This is a genomic window from Aeromonas sp. OTU364 (genome assembly GCF_038440395.1).
GTDB lineage: Bacteria > Pseudomonadota > Gammaproteobacteria > Enterobacterales > Aeromonadaceae > Aeromonas.
Map to the genome: position 1 here is coordinate 334261 of NZ_JASATR010000003.1, position 16018 is coordinate 350278.

Annotated in this window: 17 protein-coding genes and 2 tRNA genes; 14 read left to right on the forward strand and 5 right to left on the reverse strand. The window is 64.6% G+C overall.

Going from position 1 to position 16018, the window contains the following annotated elements:
• Positions 1–243 precede the first annotated feature (243 nt).
• From AAHB08_RS05895 to AAHB08_RS05910, 4 genes are all read left to right on the forward strand, one after another.
• Positions 244–1089, forward strand: a complete 846-nt coding sequence (locus AAHB08_RS05895) for a DUF5718 family protein (RefSeq protein WP_342058390.1) — start codon at positions 244–246, stop codon at positions 1087–1089.
• Positions 1090–1218: 129 nt separating this feature from the next.
• Positions 1219–1551 (forward strand): YnfA family protein, encoded by a 333-nt coding sequence (locus tag AAHB08_RS05900; RefSeq protein ID WP_342058391.1) that lies wholly within the window; start codon positions 1219–1221, stop codon positions 1549–1551.
• 34 nt (positions 1552–1585) lie between these two features.
• The gene (locus AAHB08_RS05905; protein ID WP_162519116.1) at positions 1586–2047 is read left to right on the forward strand and encodes a GNAT family N-acetyltransferase; all 462 of its coding nucleotides are present in this window, start codon (positions 1586–1588) and stop codon (positions 2045–2047) included.
• A 49-nt stretch (positions 2048–2096) separates the two neighbouring features.
• Entirely contained in the window at positions 2097–2537 is a 441-nt protein-coding gene (locus tag AAHB08_RS05910; protein ID WP_342058392.1) for an acetyltransferase, read from the forward strand.
• A 69-nt stretch (positions 2538–2606) separates the two neighbouring features.
• Here the strand turns inward: AAHB08_RS05910 and AAHB08_RS05915 are convergent, their stop codons facing one another.
• Entirely contained in the window at positions 2607–3995 is a 1389-nt protein-coding gene (locus tag AAHB08_RS05915) for a DEAD/DEAH box helicase (RefSeq protein ID WP_342058393.1), read from the reverse strand.
• Positions 3996–4262: 267 nt separating this feature from the next.
• Entirely contained in the window at positions 4263–4739 is a 477-nt protein-coding gene (locus tag AAHB08_RS05920) for a glutathione peroxidase (protein WP_342058394.1), read from the reverse strand.
• Positions 4740–4948: 209 nt separating this feature from the next.
• On the opposite strand from AAHB08_RS05920, the gene AAHB08_RS05925 reads away from it, so the two are divergent.
• Together AAHB08_RS05925 and AAHB08_RS05930 are read left to right on the forward strand one after the other, a co-directional pair.
• Entirely contained in the window at positions 4949–5557 is a 609-nt protein-coding gene (locus AAHB08_RS05925) for a 2OG-Fe(II) oxygenase (RefSeq protein WP_162519117.1), read from the forward strand.
• A gap of 212 nt (positions 5558–5769) precedes the next feature.
• Positions 5770–6756, forward strand: coding sequence for a D-alanine--D-alanine ligase (locus AAHB08_RS05930; RefSeq protein WP_171276225.1), 987 nt, complete (start codon positions 5770–5772; stop codon positions 6754–6756).
• Between the two features lie 174 nt (positions 6757–6930).
• On the opposite strand, the gene AAHB08_RS05935 is transcribed toward AAHB08_RS05930, so the two are convergent.
• The gene (locus tag AAHB08_RS05935; protein ID WP_342058395.1) at positions 6931–7359 is read right to left on the reverse strand and encodes a VOC family protein; all 429 of its coding nucleotides are present in this window, start codon (positions 7357–7359) and stop codon (positions 6931–6933) included.
• A 182-nt stretch (positions 7360–7541) separates the two neighbouring features.
• Between AAHB08_RS05935 and AAHB08_RS05940 the strand changes: the two genes are divergently transcribed.
• Positions 7542–8327 carry a tRNA-uridine aminocarboxypropyltransferase gene (locus AAHB08_RS05940; RefSeq protein WP_342058396.1) on the forward strand — a complete coding sequence of 262 codons (786 nt, stop codon included), beginning with the start codon at positions 7542–7544 and terminating at the stop codon, positions 8325–8327.
• A gap of 597 nt (positions 8328–8924) precedes the next feature.
• Positions 8925–9704 carry a TSUP family transporter gene (locus AAHB08_RS05950; RefSeq protein ID WP_202045833.1) on the forward strand — a complete coding sequence of 260 codons (780 nt, stop codon included), beginning with the start codon at positions 8925–8927 and terminating at the stop codon, positions 9702–9704.
• A 1-nt stretch (position 9705) separates the two neighbouring features.
• Here the strand turns inward: AAHB08_RS05950 and AAHB08_RS05955 are convergent, their stop codons facing one another.
• Both AAHB08_RS05955 and AAHB08_RS05960 read right to left on the reverse strand, forming a co-directional pair.
• Positions 9706–10647, reverse strand: coding sequence for a LysR family transcriptional regulator (locus AAHB08_RS05955; protein ID WP_342058397.1), 942 nt, complete (start codon positions 10645–10647; stop codon positions 9706–9708).
• A 52-nt stretch (positions 10648–10699) separates the two neighbouring features.
• Positions 10700–11617: a DMT family transporter gene (locus tag AAHB08_RS05960; protein WP_162519118.1), complete on the reverse strand. Its 918-nt coding sequence runs from the start codon at positions 11615–11617 to the stop codon at positions 10700–10702.
• 156 nt (positions 11618–11773) lie between these two features.
• Between AAHB08_RS05960 and AAHB08_RS05965 the strand changes: the two genes are divergently transcribed.
• The 6 genes from AAHB08_RS05965 (at position 11774) to AAHB08_RS05990 (ending at position 15894) form a co-directional block, all read left to right on the forward strand.
• Positions 11774–12661, forward strand: coding sequence for a helix-turn-helix domain-containing protein (locus AAHB08_RS05965; protein ID WP_139434330.1), 888 nt, complete (start codon positions 11774–11776; stop codon positions 12659–12661).
• Between the two features lie 62 nt (positions 12662–12723).
• Positions 12724–12846: a hypothetical protein gene (locus AAHB08_RS05970; RefSeq protein WP_262110571.1), complete on the forward strand. Its 123-nt coding sequence runs from the start codon at positions 12724–12726 to the stop codon at positions 12844–12846.
• Between the two features lie 76 nt (positions 12847–12922).
• Positions 12923–14557 (forward strand): ATP-dependent endonuclease, encoded by a 1635-nt coding sequence (locus AAHB08_RS05975; RefSeq protein ID WP_139434331.1) that lies wholly within the window; start codon positions 12923–12925, stop codon positions 14555–14557.
• 103 nt (positions 14558–14660) lie between these two features.
• Positions 14661–15380, forward strand: coding sequence for a hypothetical protein (locus AAHB08_RS05980; protein WP_342058398.1), 720 nt, complete (start codon positions 14661–14663; stop codon positions 15378–15380).
• A gap of 267 nt (positions 15381–15647) precedes the next feature.
• A tRNA-Met gene (locus AAHB08_RS05985) sits at positions 15648–15724 on the forward strand.
• A 93-nt stretch (positions 15725–15817) separates the two neighbouring features.
• Positions 15818–15894: transfer RNA gene (locus AAHB08_RS05990), tRNA-Met, on the forward strand.
• The last annotated feature ends 124 nt before the right edge of the window (positions 15895–16018 follow it).

A 16018-nucleotide genomic window follows, 5' to 3' on the forward strand; every position in this document is an offset into this window, starting at 1 on the left:
ATGAATAGGGCAGACTAGCAAAAGCGCGGGGCTCGCCCAAGCACCGGGATCACAGCTTGGCGCTGACTGCTCTCTTTATGACCATCTGGTGAGGGAAAATCCGCCCTGGTGCACAGCTTGCGGCCGGGCAACTGGGCGCCGCCTGGGGGCTGTGCTCTAATACGCTCCCTCTTTGGCGGTAGTGCTGCCGCCCTGAACATAGACAACGAGGCGGCGGCCCGGGCCGCGCCAATGGAGCCACAGATGCAGATCACCAGATTGAACCGCTTTATCGGATTGGGGGTGGCGGGCAACTTCGCCGGCCATCTGGAGCAGGCCGGCGAGGCGGCGGACTTCGTCGCCGTCAAGGTCGCGGACAAGGTTGCCCCCAAGGCGCTATTCCCCTTCTATGTGCCGGATCATCCGGGCCAGCTCGGCGTCTTCCCATTGAGCGGCGAGGCCATCTTCCTGCCAGAGGCGGCGGTGAGCGGCGACGAGAAGGTGCAAATCGAACCCGAGGTGGCGCTCTGGTGCGAGCTGGAGTATGCAGGGGAGCAGGTGGTGGCCATCCATCCCAAGGCGTTCGGCGCCTACAACGACTGCTCCATCCGTCGCCCCAATGCCAAAAAGATCAGCGAGAAGAAGAACTGGGGGGAGGAGAGCAAGGGGCTGGCCGCGAACCTGCTGCCCCTGACCCACTTTGCCGCAGGATGCGAGCTCGATGACTACCGCATCGCCTGCTATCTGGAGCGCGATGGGGAGCTGCACCCCTATGGCGTCGACAGCGCCGCGGTGGACTACAGCTACTTCCATCGGCAGCTGCTCGACTGGGCCATCGACAAGTTCAACCATCAGCAGGATGAAGGCCCGGCCGAGCATATCCAGGGGCTGCTGGCCCAGGCGGGGCGCCCGGCCCACGCCCTCATCAGCATAGGCGCCACCCGTTACACCCCCTTCGGCGAGACTCACTTCCTCGCCCCCGGCGACACCGCTTGCGTGGTGGTCTACCCGGCCAGCCGTTACGGCGAAGCGGATATTCGCGAGGCCATTGGCAGCCGAACCTTTGGCCCGGATGTCTCTGCCTTGCTCCAGGCAGTCAGGGTCCGTTGACGCCTCCCTTCCCCCACGCCCGTGGGGGAAGGATCTCCTTCCTCCTGGCCTGCGCCGTCGCCGTGCTTACATAACCCCATGAGTTGTTTTAACATTCAGCCTCTGTCACACCCTTGCTAGAGACCCATGATGCTGGAGTTCAAATCGATCGGGCTGTTTCTGATCACCGCGCTGGCCGAGATCGTCGGCTGCTATCTGCCCTATCTGTGGCTGACCCAGGGGCGGAGCGCCTGGTTGCTGCTACCCGCGGGCCTGAGTCTTGCCCTCTTTGCCTGGCTGCTCTCCCTGCATCCGACCGCCGCCGGCCGTGTCTATGCCGCCTATGGGGGCGTCTATATCTTCGTGGCCATCCTCTGGCTCTGGGCGGTGGATGGCATCAGACCCACCCTATGGGACTGGGTCGGCTCCGGGGTCGCCCTCACGGGCATGGCCATCATCATGTTTGCCCCCAGATCCGCATAGGGCGGCAGGGGTGCAGAAGATCAGGAGGGTTGTCATGGCGGTGATCAGAGAGTGTAGGGAGCAGGATCTGGCGGGTTTGCTCGGCCTTTACGCCGAGCTCAGGCCCCGGGATCCCGTGCTGACGCCATCGGTGGCGAGGGCGGCGCTCAGGCAGCTGCTGGCCGAGCCCGGGGTGCGGATCCTGGTGGCCGAGGTGGAGGGGCAGCTCGCCGCCACCTGCCAGCTCGGGGTGATCCCGACCCTGACCAACGGCGGCAGGCCCTTCGCCATCATAGAGCATGTGGTGACGGCCTCTGCGTTTCGGCGTCAGGGGTTGAGTCAGCAAGTACTGGCGCAGGCCCTGACCCTGGCCTGGGAGCTGGATTGCTACAAGGTGATGCTGCTGTCGGGGGAGGGGCGCGAAGAGGCCCATCGCCTGTACGAAAAGCTGGGTTTCAAGGCCGGCATCGAGAAGGGCTTTGTCATCAAGCAGGCCGAGGCCAGGGCAATCCCCTGACGCTGGGCACCGCATTGCCAGCGTTTACCAGAGCTTGAGTCACAACATCATGAAGATTGAACAAGCGCAAACCGGGGATTACCAGGCCCTGATCGCCCTCTGGGAGGCCTCGGTGCGCGCCACCCATCACTTCCTGCAAGAGACGGATATTGCCACGCTCAAGCCCCTGATCCTGGCGCACTATTTTGCGGCGGTGGAGCTGGTCTGCGCCAGGGGAGAGGAGGGGGAGATAGCCGGTTTTTGCGGCGTGCACGATGGCAACATCGAGATGCTCTTCATCGCCCCCGAGGCGAGAGGGGGCGGGGTCGGCCGCCAGCTGGTGGCCCACGCCATCAATGGGCAAGGGGCGAGAAGGGTGGACGTCAACGAGCAGAATGCCCAGGCCCTCGGCTTCTATCAGCACCTGGGTTTCGAGGTGACGGGGCGCTCCCCCCTGGATGGCCAGGGCAAGCCCTATCCCCTGCTGCACATGGCCTTGGTCGCCGAGTAAGGGCGCCGGAGTATAAAAAAACCGCCCGAAGTGGGCGGTTTTTTTGTGTCAGGTCGGCAAGGGGTTGCCTCACTCCTCGCTGGAGTTGTCCTGATAGTCGTCCCGCTGGGCCTTGGGCAGACGGCGCATGGGGGTGAAGCCGATGTCTTCCCCCACGACCTCGCGCTTGCGGGCCGGAGCCGGCTTCTTGGGGCCGTTGCCCTTGCCTTTGGCCGTATCAGGCTTGCCTTTGGCATTGTTGCTCTTGGCGTTGGCATGGCCGCGGGCACGGGGCGGGTTTTGCACCGGCTTGCTGCCTGGCAGGGTCTGGCGGCTCGGCTTGCCGCTCGGCTCGTACCCTTCCAGGATCTCCACGGTCAGGGATTGACCGATCAGGGCCTCGATCTCCTTGAGCTGGCCCAGCTCGTCCTGGCTCACCAGGGAGATGGCCTCGCCGCCACGGCCGGCGCGGCCGGTGCGGCCGATGCGGTGGATGTAATCCTCCGCCATCTGGGGCAGCTCGAAGTTGATCACGTGGGGCAGCTGATCGATGTCCAGGCCGCGAGCGGCGATGTCGGTGGCGACCAGCACCCGCACCTTGCCCTCGCGGAAATCGGCCAGCGCCCGGTTGCGGGCACCCTGACTCTTGTCACCGTGAATGGCGACCGTATTGAGACCATCCTTTTGCATCTGTTGGGCGAGGCGGTCGGCGATCTGCTTGGTACGCACGAACACCAGCACCCGCTGCCAGTTGCCACGGCCGATCATGTGGGAGAGCATCTCCCGGCGGCGTTCCCGGTCGACCTGGATGACGCGCTGGGTCACCTGATCGGCGGCGGTGTTGCTGGGATCCACCTCGATCAGGGTGGGGTCCTTGAGCAGATCGTCCGCCAGCGCCTTGATGTCGTTCGAGAAGGTGGCGGAGAAGAGCAGGGTCTGCCGCTCTTCCGGCAGCGCCTTCATGATGCGGCGAATGTCGGTGATGAAGCCCATGTCCAGCATGCGATCCGCTTCATCCAGCACCAGCACTTCCAGGGCGCTCAGGGTGAGGGCCCCCTGGGTCAGCAGATCCAGCAGGCGGCCAGGGGTGGCGACCAGGATGTCGACCCCGAGCTTGATGGCGTCCAGGTTCGGCTTGATGCTGACGCCGCCATAGGCGATCAGGGTGCGGAACGGCAGATGATGGGCGTACTTGATGATGCTCTCGCCCACCTGGGCGGCGAGCTCCCGGGTCGGGGTCAGCACCAGGGCGCGGACCTGACGGCGGCCGCCACGGCCGTGGTTGGCCAGCAGGCGGTGCAACATGGGCAGGGTGAAACCGGCCGTCTTGCCCGTCCCTGTCTGGGCGCCGCCCAGCACGTCCTGACCGGCCAGAATGGCCGGGATGGCTTGCTGCTGGATGGGGGTGGGCTGTTCGTAACCCAGCTCCTTGACGGCCCGAAGGATATGCGGTGACAGACCCAGTTCATTGAATGACATGTTCGAGAGAAACTCCGAGCCTTGGGCTCAACGGGTGACGACAGCCTGGGCCCGTCACGACATGGAAGAAGGTGGGTAGCGGGTCAGGGCACAGCCTGATCCCTTCAGGCCCGTCCCGCGGGCGCTACGACACGAAAAAGATAATGGGCGCGTAATATAGCAGAAGTGACGCAGGCACGCAGTATCGGCGTCACGAATGAGGACTCGGGGCACAAAGGGGGCCTGCTGCGCCGATGGGAGAGGGGCCAGGGCCGTCCGTCGCCCGGCTCACAGCAGCCCCTGGATGGCCCCCGCCAGATCCTCGGGTTTGGTCTGGGGGGCGAAGCGGTCCACCACCCGGCCCTCCCGATCGAGCAGGAACTTGGTGAAGTTCCACTTGATGGCCTCGCTCCCGAGCAGCCCGGGCTTTTGCTGCTTGAGCCAGCGATAGAAGGGGTGGGCCTGCTCGCCGTTGACCTCGCACTTGGCCATCAGGGGGAAGCTCACCGGGTAATCGATGGCGCAGAACCTGGCTATCTCCTCGGCATCGCCGGGCTCCTGGTGGCCGAACTGATCGCAGGGGAAGCCCAGGATCACCAGTCCCGCAGGGCCAAACTGGCGATGAAGCGCCTCCAGCCCGGTGTATTGGGGGGTAAAGCCGCAGCGGCTGGCCACGTTGACCACCAGCAGGACCTTCCCTTGCAGGGCGTCACCGGGAAACTCGCTGCCATCGAGTCGTTGCAGGGGGATAGTGGGCAAGGGCATGGTGCTCTCCTGAGTCATGGATGCAGAGGGAGACCCGTTTCGGGCCTTGTTTTCACGTTAGCGGGCCAGGGGCGGCGGGGCAAGGGGAAATCGGCGCCCGGGGCCAGGCCCTTATTGATGGCGGGACTTCTCAAGAGAAGCAATCCGGTTTGTGCCAAGGGGGGGAAGTCGCTACAAAGCGCACTCTCTCCACTCGCTGCGAGTCAATCTTGGACTATCAAGCCGTCATGGATGCCATTTACACCCGGGGATGGGTGATTGTGGATGATTTCTTAACCGCCGCCGAGGTGGATGCCTTGCGGGCCTGCCTGCCGGGGGAGTGGCAACCTGCAGGGATTGGGCGGGAGGGGCTGCATCAGGGCAACCCTGAGATCCGCCGGGATCAGATCCACTGGCTGGATCCCGACCTGGGCGCCCCCGTGGCCGACTATCTGGCCCGCATGGAGTCCCTGCGTCTGGCGGCCAATCGCAGCCTGATGCTGGGGCTGTTCGACTACGAGGCCCACTTCGCCCGCTACCGCCGGGGCGACTTCTATGCGACCCACCGCGACGCCTTTGCCGGGCGCTCCAACCGCCGTCTCACCTCGGTGTTCTACTTGAACAACGGCTGGCAGCCCCAGGCGGGGGGCGTGCTGCGGGTCTATGACAACGACGAGCAGTTTCTGATGGATGTCTCCCCCAAGGGGGGGCGGCTGGTGCTCTTCCTGTCTGAGGAGTTTCCCCATGAGGTGCTGCCCGCGAGCGAGGAGCGTTACAGCATCGCCGGCTGGTTTCGGGTCAATGGCAATGGCGCCGGGCGGGTCGATCCCCCTCGCTGAGTCCGTTTCGTCCGGTTTTTGACACAGGCGCCGCTTTTTACGGGCCAGGATGGGGGGATGGCGCCCCCATCGGCTGACAAGGCTTCCTCTCCCTTGCTACACTGGCCGCACTTATGTTCGTATCTGGCTTCGCCCGTTGTTTGGTGCGCAGGTCGCGCAGCCGGATTTTCCCCGGCCATGACGAAGCCGCTTCTCCCAAGGGATCACATCTAATGAAGAACATGCATGTCTTGCTGCTGTGCGGCGGCGGTGGCGCCGAGCACGAAGTCTCTCTGCGCAGTGCCAATTTCCTCGAACAACAGCTCGGTCTTTTGCCTGGGGTCGAAGTGACCCGGGTCGAGATGTTTGCCGACCGCTGGCTCAGTGCCGACGGCCGCGAGTGCAAGCTGGGTCTGGACAAGCTGCTCTCCTTTGACAGCGTGGCCCGTCCGGTGGACTACGTGGTGCCCTGCATCCACGGCTATCCGGGTGAGACCGGCGATCTGCAATCCTTCCTCGAGCTGGCGGGCCTGCCCTATCTGGGTTGCGATGCCGAGGCGAGCAAGATCTGCTTCAACAAGATCAGCACCAAGCTGTGGCTCTCCGCCATCGGCATTCCCAATACCCCCTATCTGTTTTTGACCGAGCAGGGTGACGAGGCGCTCGCCGAGGCGAGAGCCGCGCTGGCCAAGTGGGGCAAGGTGTTTATCAAGGCGGCCTCGCAAGGGTCATCCGTGGGCTGCTACTCCGCCAGCAACGAGGCGGAGCTGGTGCAGGGGATCAAGGATGCTTTCGGTTACTCCGAACAGGTGCTGATCGAGAAGGCGGTCAAGCCCCGCGAACTGGAAGTGGCTGTCTACCAGTACGGCGACGAGCTGGTGGCCACCTATCCCGGGGAGATCTGCGTGCCCCAGGACAAGTTCTACACCTATGAGGAGAAGTACAGCAGCGCCAGCCACACCGAGACGGCGCTCAAGGCCGAAGGCTTGACCCAGGCCCAGTCTGACGCCATCCATGCCTACTCCCTCAAGGCCTTCCGCCAACTGAAGTTGACCCATCTGTCGCGCATCGACTTCTTCCTGACCGAGGATGGCGAGATACTGCTGAACGAGATCAACACCTTCCCGGGCATGACCTCCATCTCCATGTTCCCGAAATTGCTGGAGCATCACGGTCATAGCTTCGCGGCCTTCCTCGAGCAGAATCTGCGCCCCGTCTGAGGGGGCTGACAAGGCATGTCAACAAGCGAGGGGCCCAAGGGCCCCTCTGTCGTTTCTGCGGTGTTGCATGGTCCTCAGGGCTGCTGGCAATCCCCGGGAAAGGGTGTGAACAGCCAGATGTGCGCCCCTTGTGGATTGGCAATGAGCGCCAATGTAGCGCTGTCGTCATGGCCCTCAGGGTTGCTGGCAATCCCCGGGGAAGGGAGTGAACAGCCAGATGTGTGCCCCTTGCGGATCGGCGATGAGCGCCATGCGCCCGACGGTGGGGATGTCCATGGCGGGCACCACCAGGCTGCCGCCATGCTGGGTCACCCTGGCGAGCCTGGCATCCACGTCATCGACCGCTATGTAGGTCGCCCAGTGGGGCGGCACGCCAGCCATCTGGGGGTTGTCCCGGGTGGACTGCACCCCGGCCACCGGTCGGCCGTTGACCACCAGCATGGGGTAGTTGCCCCCCTCCATCTCCATGAGCTGACTCTCCCAGCCGAGCACCTCGGTGTAGAAGCGGATCCCGGCCTCGCCGTCCGGCACATAGAGCTCGTGCCAGGTAAAGGTGGATCCTTCGGCCAGGGCGTGCTCCCTGGCCATGTCTGGTTCTGCCATCTTGTCCTCCTTGTCCCATCGGCCTTCCCGTGCGTGGGATGATGGGATGAGGACCAAGTATAGAGCGGTGTGTCTGGCCTGTGCGCCTGGCTGGGCAGATGCCGCGCACCTTGCTCCCGGCAGACCCGCCCGCTACAATCTGCCCCCTTTTTCCCGCAGACCCTGTCGCCGAGCCGCGCCCCATGAAGCCCATCCCCGATCATGCCGTCAATCGCCTGCGCATCTGGCGCAAGAGCATCTCAACCCGTCCCTTTCTCGCCCGTGGCGGTAGCGTGCCCCGCTGCGAGGCCTGCCAGCTGCGTCATGCCTGGTGTGCCTGCGAGTGGCGCCCCGAGCTCAAGGCCGAGGCGGGCTTCTGCCTGCTGATGTATGACAGCGAGCCCATGAAGCCGTCCAACACCGGCCGTCTCATCGCCGACGTATTGCCCCAGACCACCTGGGCCTTTCTCTGGAAGCGCACCCAGCCCCATCCCGAGTTGCTGGCCCTGCTGGCGGATCCCGCCTGGCAGCCCTATGTGGTGTTCCCCGCCTGCGAGAAGAACCCGGCCCGGGTGACCGAGCAGGTGGCCCTGGCCCCTGGCAAGAAGCCGCTCTTCATCCTGCTGGACGGCACCTGGCCCGAGGCGCGCAAGATGTTCAACATGAGCCCCTATCTGGATGGCTTCCCCGTGCTGTCGGTGCGGCCGGATGCGCTCTCCACCTATGGCATGCGGGTCGCTCACTGCGATGAGCACCTCTGCACCGCCGAGGTGGCGGCCTGCGTGCTGGAGGTGGCCGGCGAGCTGCAGGCAGGGCAGGCGTTGCAGCACTGGTTCAATCTGTTCAGTAGCCGTTATATGGCGGGTCGGGTCAGCCGGGCCCCGGGCGAGGACGAAAGCTCGCTGTTGCAGGCCCTGGAGGCGATCAAGGGGGAGGTTGCCGAGTCTGCCGCTGATCGGGGCGAGGCCAGCGTGGCAGCGCTGGCTTAATCCTGTTCAGCCGCCGCTATATGGCGGGCCGGGTCAGCCGGGCCCCGGGCGAGGACGAGACCTCGCTGTTGCAGGCCCTGGAGGCGATCAAGGGGGAGGTTGCCGAGTCTACCGCTGATCAGGGCGAGGCAGCGCTGGCTTAACCGGTTAGGCTGCATGGCGAGGGCTGGGGACGGGCATTATCGGACAAGCTGATCGCCCCAAGTGCCGCGCCTGTGATCGGGAATGGGTGGGATCGAATCCACCGCTTGCCACTGTTTCGTTAGCTTTCGCAGTCGATGCCAAGGTGGCGACCTATTGATGAAAATCAGGAATTGGATAGATCGCCTGCCACTGCGCCGTTCGCTTTGGCAGCAGATGGCAAGGCAGTGGCATCATTGATGAAAATCAGGAATTGGATCGATCGCCTGCCACTGCGCCGTTCGCTCTGGCAGCCGATGGCAAGGCAGTGTCATCATTGATGAAAATCAGGAATCAATTGGCTGCCATCGTTTCGTTAGCCTCATGAGCCCGCCCCCGTTAGGATAGCGACCTGCATTGTGCTCAAACAGGACACCCGGGATTGCCGCGGGTGGCCGCATCACACGAGGTTTATGGATGGAACTGGAACTGCTCACCCTGGTTGCCCTGTTCGGGGTCGCCCTCATCGCCGGCTTTATCGACGCCATCGCCGGAGGCGGCGGCCTGCTGACGGTGCCGGCCCTGCTTGCCACCGGCATGCCGCCCGCCCTGGTGCTCGGCACCAACAAGTTGCAGAGCAGTTTTGGCTCCTTCTCCGCCACCTGGTTCTATGCCCGCAAGGGGCTGCTGGAGTGGGCCATCATCTGGCCGGCGGTCATCTGCACCTTCATCGGGGCAGCCATCGGCAGCCTGGCGGTGCAGACCATAGACGCCGCCATCCTGGAGCGCCTGCTGCCCTTCCTGCTGATGGCGTTCGCCTGTTACTTCTACTTCTCCCCTAGGGTGAGCGATGCGGAGAGCCAGCGCCGCCTCACCCCCATGCTGTTCGCCCTGCTGGTGGGGGGCGGGGTCGGTTTCTATGACGGCTTCTTCGGCCCAGGCACAGGCTCCTTCTTTGCCATCGGCTTCGTGGCCCTGGCGGGCTTTGGCATGGCGCGGGCCACGGCCCACACCAAGCTGCTCAACTTCACCTCCAACATCGCCTCCCTGCTGTTCTTCGCCCTCGGCGGCAAGGTGGTGTGGAGCGTGGGCCTGTGCATGGCGCTGGGTCAGTTCATCGGGGCCCGCTTCGGCTCCAAGCTGGTGTTGATCAAGGGGGTCAAGCTCATCAAGCCGCTGCTGGTGACCGTCTCCCTGCTGATGTCCGCCAAGCTGGTGTGGAGTCAGTACCCCGAGCTGTTCAGCTGGCTGGTCTGAGTCAGCGCTGGCCTTGGCTTACCCGGGCGAAGTGGGCCCGGATCTCCTCGACCAGTCGCTGGATCCGCAGCCGCTTGAGGCTGCTCGGCCGATAGACCAGGTGCAGCGGGCGCGCCAGCCCCGGCAGGGCGCGCGCCCGTTTCCCCTGATCCCCCACCAGGGCCAGCAGACCGGCCGGCAGCAGCACTGGGCCTATGCCCGCCTTGGCCAGCTCGATCAGCGCCAGGTAGGAGTCGAGCTCCATGGCCGGCACCAGCCCGAGCGCGGCCAGGGGATCCCGCAGATAGCGATTGGAGGGGTTCTCCAGATCCATGGTCAGGATCTTGCACAGCGTCTCCTGCACCCGGGTTTCCTCACCCGAATCTCTTTGCGTCAACGGCTTGCCACTCGCCCCGTCTGGCGAGGCGCCTCTGTGATCCGGCTGCGCCGCCTCCTCCTGATCGTCCCCCACCAGATAGAAGGGCTCCTCCAGCAGCAGCTCGGCGCACAGGCCGTGGCCGGGAGGCAGACGGCCGGCGCAGATGCCGAGCAGGGCATCGCCACCGCGCACCCGCGTCAGGATCACCGGGGTGTGGTGAGTGGAGAGGGCCAGGTGGGGATCCCGGCCAAGGTAGTCGTGCATGAAGCGGGCAAGGTAGCCCGCCAGCAGGGTCTCTGAGCAGGCGACGGGCAGGGGGGTCTGGTCGGTGAGGGTCTGGCTGTCCGCCAGCACCCCCTTCATCTCGGCCAGGCTCGGGGCCACCCGGGCGAGCAGCTCCCGGGCCTGGGGGGTGAGGCGAGTCTGGCGGCCATCCGGCTCGATGAGCCGCTTGCCAAGGCGCTGCTCCAGCTGGGTGATGCGCTTGCTCACCGCCGACTGGCTGATATAGAGGCGGCTCGCGACCTTGGCCATGGTGCCCTCGCTCGCCAGCAGGCAGAGTGTCTCCAGCCCTTCCAGTAACATGCTTCCTCCGTTCAACCGCTGTTGGGAGGGCTTACCTTAGGGGCTGCCGGCATCAGGGGCAAGTACCGTTTGTAGCCCTCGATAACGGCCAGCGCCACGCCCTGACGGGCGGGGCGAAGATCACCAGGTTGCCGACCAGGCTCACCACCACACCGACGATGGAGACCGTCTGCCAGACGAAGCCCTCATAGAGGGTGGAGAGGCTCAGCGCCACCAGGGGAAACAGCACGGTGGCATAGGCGGCCTTGCTGGCGCCGATGCGCCCCACCAGGGTGAGGTAGGCGGTGAAGGCGATGACGGAGCCGAAGATGGCCAGATAGACCATGGCCGCGAGGTAGCGGGGCTCGGTCGGCAGGGTCAGGGACTGACCGAGCACCATGACCCAGCCCAGCAGCAGCGCCACCCCGTACACCATGCCCCAGGGCACCATCTGCAACACCTGATAGCCCTGGCGCTGGCCACGGGCAGAGACAAGGTTCCCGAGGGAGAAGCAGAGGGTGCCGCCGCAGGCGAATAGCAGCCCTTTCCAGCCGTTTGCACCCAGTTGCGCATCCGCCAGCACGGGCCAGAACAGCAGCAGTGTGCCCATGAGCCCCAGCAGCGACCCCTGCAACCAGCGCAGGCCCGGGCGCTTGCCCTCGAACAGCCAGAGGTTGAGGCCGTTGAAGATGCTGGCGCTGGCGAAGATCACCGCCGACAGGCCGCTCGGTATATAGAGGGTGGCGTGGTAGAAGCAGAGAAAGTTGGTGGAGAAGAGCAGGGCGCCGAGCAGGGCCGCATAACGCTGGCCCGCCCAGGGCAGGCGCGGGAACTTGCCGCTTAACGTGAGCAGGGCAAAGAGCGCCAGCGCCGCCAGGGCGAAGCGATAGAGCACAGAGACCTCGATGGGAATGGGGCCGAGCTGCCAGGCGATGGCGATCCAGGTACTGCCCCAGATGAGGACGGTGGAAACATACAGCAGGAGATTCATAAGCGGATCCGATGAAAGGGGAGTGACATGGGGATCAGCATGGGCCTGATGGCCCACCCTGGCTTGCACCATCTTGCGGTTTTTTGTGGCCGGCAGCAGCGCTTGGCGAGCAGCCGCGATAAGATGACGGCACGGGAACAAGGATGAGGCAGACAGGTGCAGCAGAGACGACAGGCGGGGGTGTTCGATGCCCTGGTCAGCACGGGGGCGCGGCTGGAGGACTCCTGCTGGCTGGAGCCCGGGCTCGGGGTGGCCAGCTGGCGCAACCGCTACGATCAGACCCGCTACCACAAGCCGGGTCACCACACCATCAGCGTCTATCTGCAAGGGGGCGAGCAGACCGAGCGCCTCGACGGTCCCGGCGGCCACGGCGGCACCGGCAAGGTGTGCATCATGCCGGATCACCACAGATCCGAATGGCTGGTGCGCGAGGAGTTTCGCTTCTTCCACCTCTACTTCACCCCTGAGCACCTCTGCCGCATTGCCGAACAGGTGTGCGACAAGGAGGGGCGGCACCTGGTGTTGCAGGACAAGACCTTCATCGAGGATCCCCAGGCCGCGGCCCTGGTGCAGGCACAGCTGATGAAGCTGGACTGGCAGCACGGGGTCGATCGCATGGCGCTCTCCCACGGCGCCTGGATGCTGATGCTCCATGCCTATCGCCACCATACCCGGGAGGCGCCTGGGCTCCCCGAGGTGCGGGGCGGCCTGGCCCCCGCGGTGATCCGGCGGGTGCAGGAGTATCTGCTGGCCCACCTGGCCGAGCCCGTCACCTTGAGCGAGCTCGCCCGGGAGGCGGGTCTGAGCGAATATCACTTCGCCCGCATGTTCGGCCAGAGCCTGGGTTGCCCGCCCCACCGTTACCTGCAGGGGCTCAGGCTCCAGCGGGCCAAGCAGTTGCTGGCGGGAAGCGATCCCCTGGCCAGCATCGCCGCCCAGTGCGGCTTCTCCTCCCAGGCCCATTTTGGCAATCGCTTTCGGGAGGCCTTCGGCCTGAGCCCGGGGCAGTGGCGGGCCCAATTGTCATTCTCCTGTCACAGATAACGCTGAGACTCTGGGTAAAAGAGGTGTACCCTCTACCACTTACCCATAAAAAGGAATGCCCATTGAATCATCGCAAACGTCAGACCCGCACCCGCCACCTCTGGTTCAGCCACTGGAATGCCCCTCAGGATCGCGCCTGCCTGCCCACCCCTCCCGAACCCGTAGTGCCTCACAGTTCCCGCTGAAAACCCCAAGACCCGATAGGATTTTTCCGGCAACTTTGCCACTATTGCGCCATCAGGATGGACTGGATATGGCCGCATGTTTCTGGAACGCATTGAAGTCAAAGGTTTTCGCGGGATAAATCGGCTCTCGCTCGGGCTGGATCACACCACGGTGCTCATCGGTGAGAATGCCTGGGGCAAGTCCAGCCTGCTGCGTGCACTCTGGTGCCTGCTGGGGGATGCCGAACCCTATCAATTCAGTCGCGATGATTTCCATCAGCCCGAAGATCCCGAGCTGAGCCCGTCGCGCACCCTGCAACTGGTGCTCACCTTCAGCGAGTACCGTCCCCAGATGTGTCAGCACTCCCGCCGATTGGCGCGCCTTGGCGCGGCCTGGATCCCCCACAGGGACAAGTTCCACCGTATTCACTATCGCGCCAGCGCCGAGCTGCTGGACGATGGCAGCGTGCAGAGCACCCATGACTTTCTCGACGGCATCGGCAAGAGCCTGACCATCGACAACAATGAGGAGCTGGTGCGCCTGCTCATCACCATGAACCCCGTATTCCGGCTGAGGGATGCCCGTACCGCCCGGGACGGCATAGAGCGGCTGCCCTGGGACGATCTCTCCGAGCAGCGGCTCGGGGAGCTCGCCGGCAAGCTGACCGACGAGCCCCAGCGCATCGGCGAACCCGAGCTGAAAGAGGCGCTGCAGGCGGTGCAGCAGTTGATGGAGCACTACTTCAGCGCCCTGGCCCCCATCAAGCACAAGCCCCGCAGCCAGCGGGAGATCGTCAATCGCCCCATGACCCTGCGCAACCCCGGCAACTTGCAGGTGCTGCTGCGCAATGCGGACAACCGGGCCCTGCAACTGGCCATGGCAGGCATGGCCGCCATGCTGCTCCATGCCCGCGGCAACCGCGAGCTGGAGGAGGGGGCCAGGCCCATACTGATGCTGGAAGATCCCGAGAGCCGCCTGCACCCCACCATGCTGGCGCTGGCCTGGGGCCTGCTCGAACAGTTGCCCGGCCAGAAGCTGCTCACCACCAACTCGGGGGATCTGCTCTCTTCCCTGCCGCTCAATCAGGTGCGCCGCCTGGTGCGCCGCCAGCATGACATCCTCTGCCACCAGTTGGGGGGGGAGCGTTACAGCAGCGACGACTTGCGCAAAATTGCCTTCCACGTGCGGATCAACAGGCCCATGTCGATGTTTGCCCGCTGCTGGTTGCTGGTGGAGGGGGAGACAGAGATCTGGCTGCTCTCCGAGCTCGCCCAGATCTGCGGTTACAGCTTGCGGGCGGAAGGGGTGCGCATCATCGAGTTCGCCCAGTGCGGTCAGGCCCCCCTCATCAAGGTGGCCCGGGATTTTGGCATAGAGTGGCACCTGCTCACCGACGGCGACGAGGCGGGCGCCAAGTACGCGAGCTCCGCCCGCTCCCTGCTCAAGGGGGAGCGGGAGCGGGACAGGATCACCCAGCTGCCCTCGGCGGACATAGAGCACTACCTCTACCAGAACGGATTCGAGGCGGTGTTCAGGCGCGAGGCCGGGGTCGGGGGGCGCTCCACCCTCAACGCCGGGCGCATCATCGCCAAGGCCATCCATCACCGCAGCAAGCCCGGCCTGGCCCTGGCCGTGGTGGAGGAGGCGGAGCGCCTTGGCAGCGAACACATTCCTCCCATGCTCAAGCAGATGTTCTCGCGGGTGGTCGCCCTGGCTCGCGGCCAGAGCTAGTCTCGCAGGCGTTGGGGATGGGGGCGGGTTTGGGTATACTCGCCCCTTGTTTTTTGTTGCCGGGGCCCCTTGGCCCTGTCCTCTGTTTGCTGCCGGAGACCCTATGTTCGTCCAACTTCCTTTTTGGCTCTTTTCCCTGACCGGCCTGATGGCCCTGGGGGCCCTGATCGCGCTCGGGATCGTCTTGTGGCGCGGGGATCTCTGCCCGGGCCAGCGCTCGCGGATCACCAACCAGCTCTTCTCCATCTGGGTGATCACCGGCCTCTCCCTGATGCTGGGGATCGAAGCCGGGGTGACCGGCTGGCTTCCCTGGTGCGGGGGCACCGCCCTGATCCTGGGGATAGGGCTCTCCCTGGCCCAGTCGCGCCTCGAGGGCAAGCGCGCCATTCCCGCCACTCTGCTGTGGCTGCCCGCCATGCCGCTCGCCCTCTATGGCCTGGGCCTGCTGCAGATCCAGGGCTGGCTGAACGGTGTGCTGCAGATGGTGCTGCTGGGCTCGGCCTTCGCCCACCTGATGCTGCTGCGTGCCCGCCACCGCCTGCAGGCATTCAATCTGCTGCTGCCGCTGGCGGGGCTGCTGGCCGCCATGCTGAGCCTGATCTGGCTGGCGGTGCTGGTGAGCGGGCAGGACAATGGCGCCGGGCTGGATGCCCTGCTCCCCGGGGTGCTGACCCAGGCGGGCTTGCTCATCGCCGCCCTGCTGCTCTGGTTCAGTCCTGTCTACCGGCAGCAGGAGACGGCCCCCGTGGTGCTCTCCGTGACCCTGTGCGGTCTCATCATCGCCCAGATAGCGGCGACCAGCGTGCTGCACCAGCTGGCCTGAGTCGCACAGTGGCAAGTCTGGGAGCAAGCCCGCGCCTGTATAGACGCGGGCTTTTTCATATATAGAGAGGGGAATGGCACGCCGGAGCCGGTAGCTCCACCTTGGCAGGCGAGGGCAGTGAGCGGCAAGGGAAGCACCTAGTTGACTGAAAAAACTACGGTTTGTTGTAAAAGAACGCAGGATGTGATGGTTTAATCCCCGGATAAACTTTTTTTAGGATAATTACTTGCAATCTCAGCGTTGGAGCCTATTATTGGCCCCCTCAGACGCGGGGTGGAGCAGCTCGGTAGCTCGTCGGGCTCATAACCCGAAGGTCGTCGGTTCAAATCCGGCCCCCGCAACCATCTGAGTGTCGACATCGACAACACCCAGAGGGTGACAGCTGATGAAGACGATTCGAACTGGCTACTGCTCGGCCACTTCGGAAAAAATACGGACGCGGGGTGGAGCAGCTCGGTAGCTCGTCGGGCTCATAACCCGAAGGTCGTCAGTTCAAATCTGGCCCCCGCAACCAACTATTTGTTCTCATGGCTCGGTCTTGTAGCGCAGCGGTGAGACGAAGACGCAAGCTGCCACTGCTCGGCAACTTGCGGGCAAGGTCCGGCAACGGACACACAATTCGGACGCGGGGTGGAGCA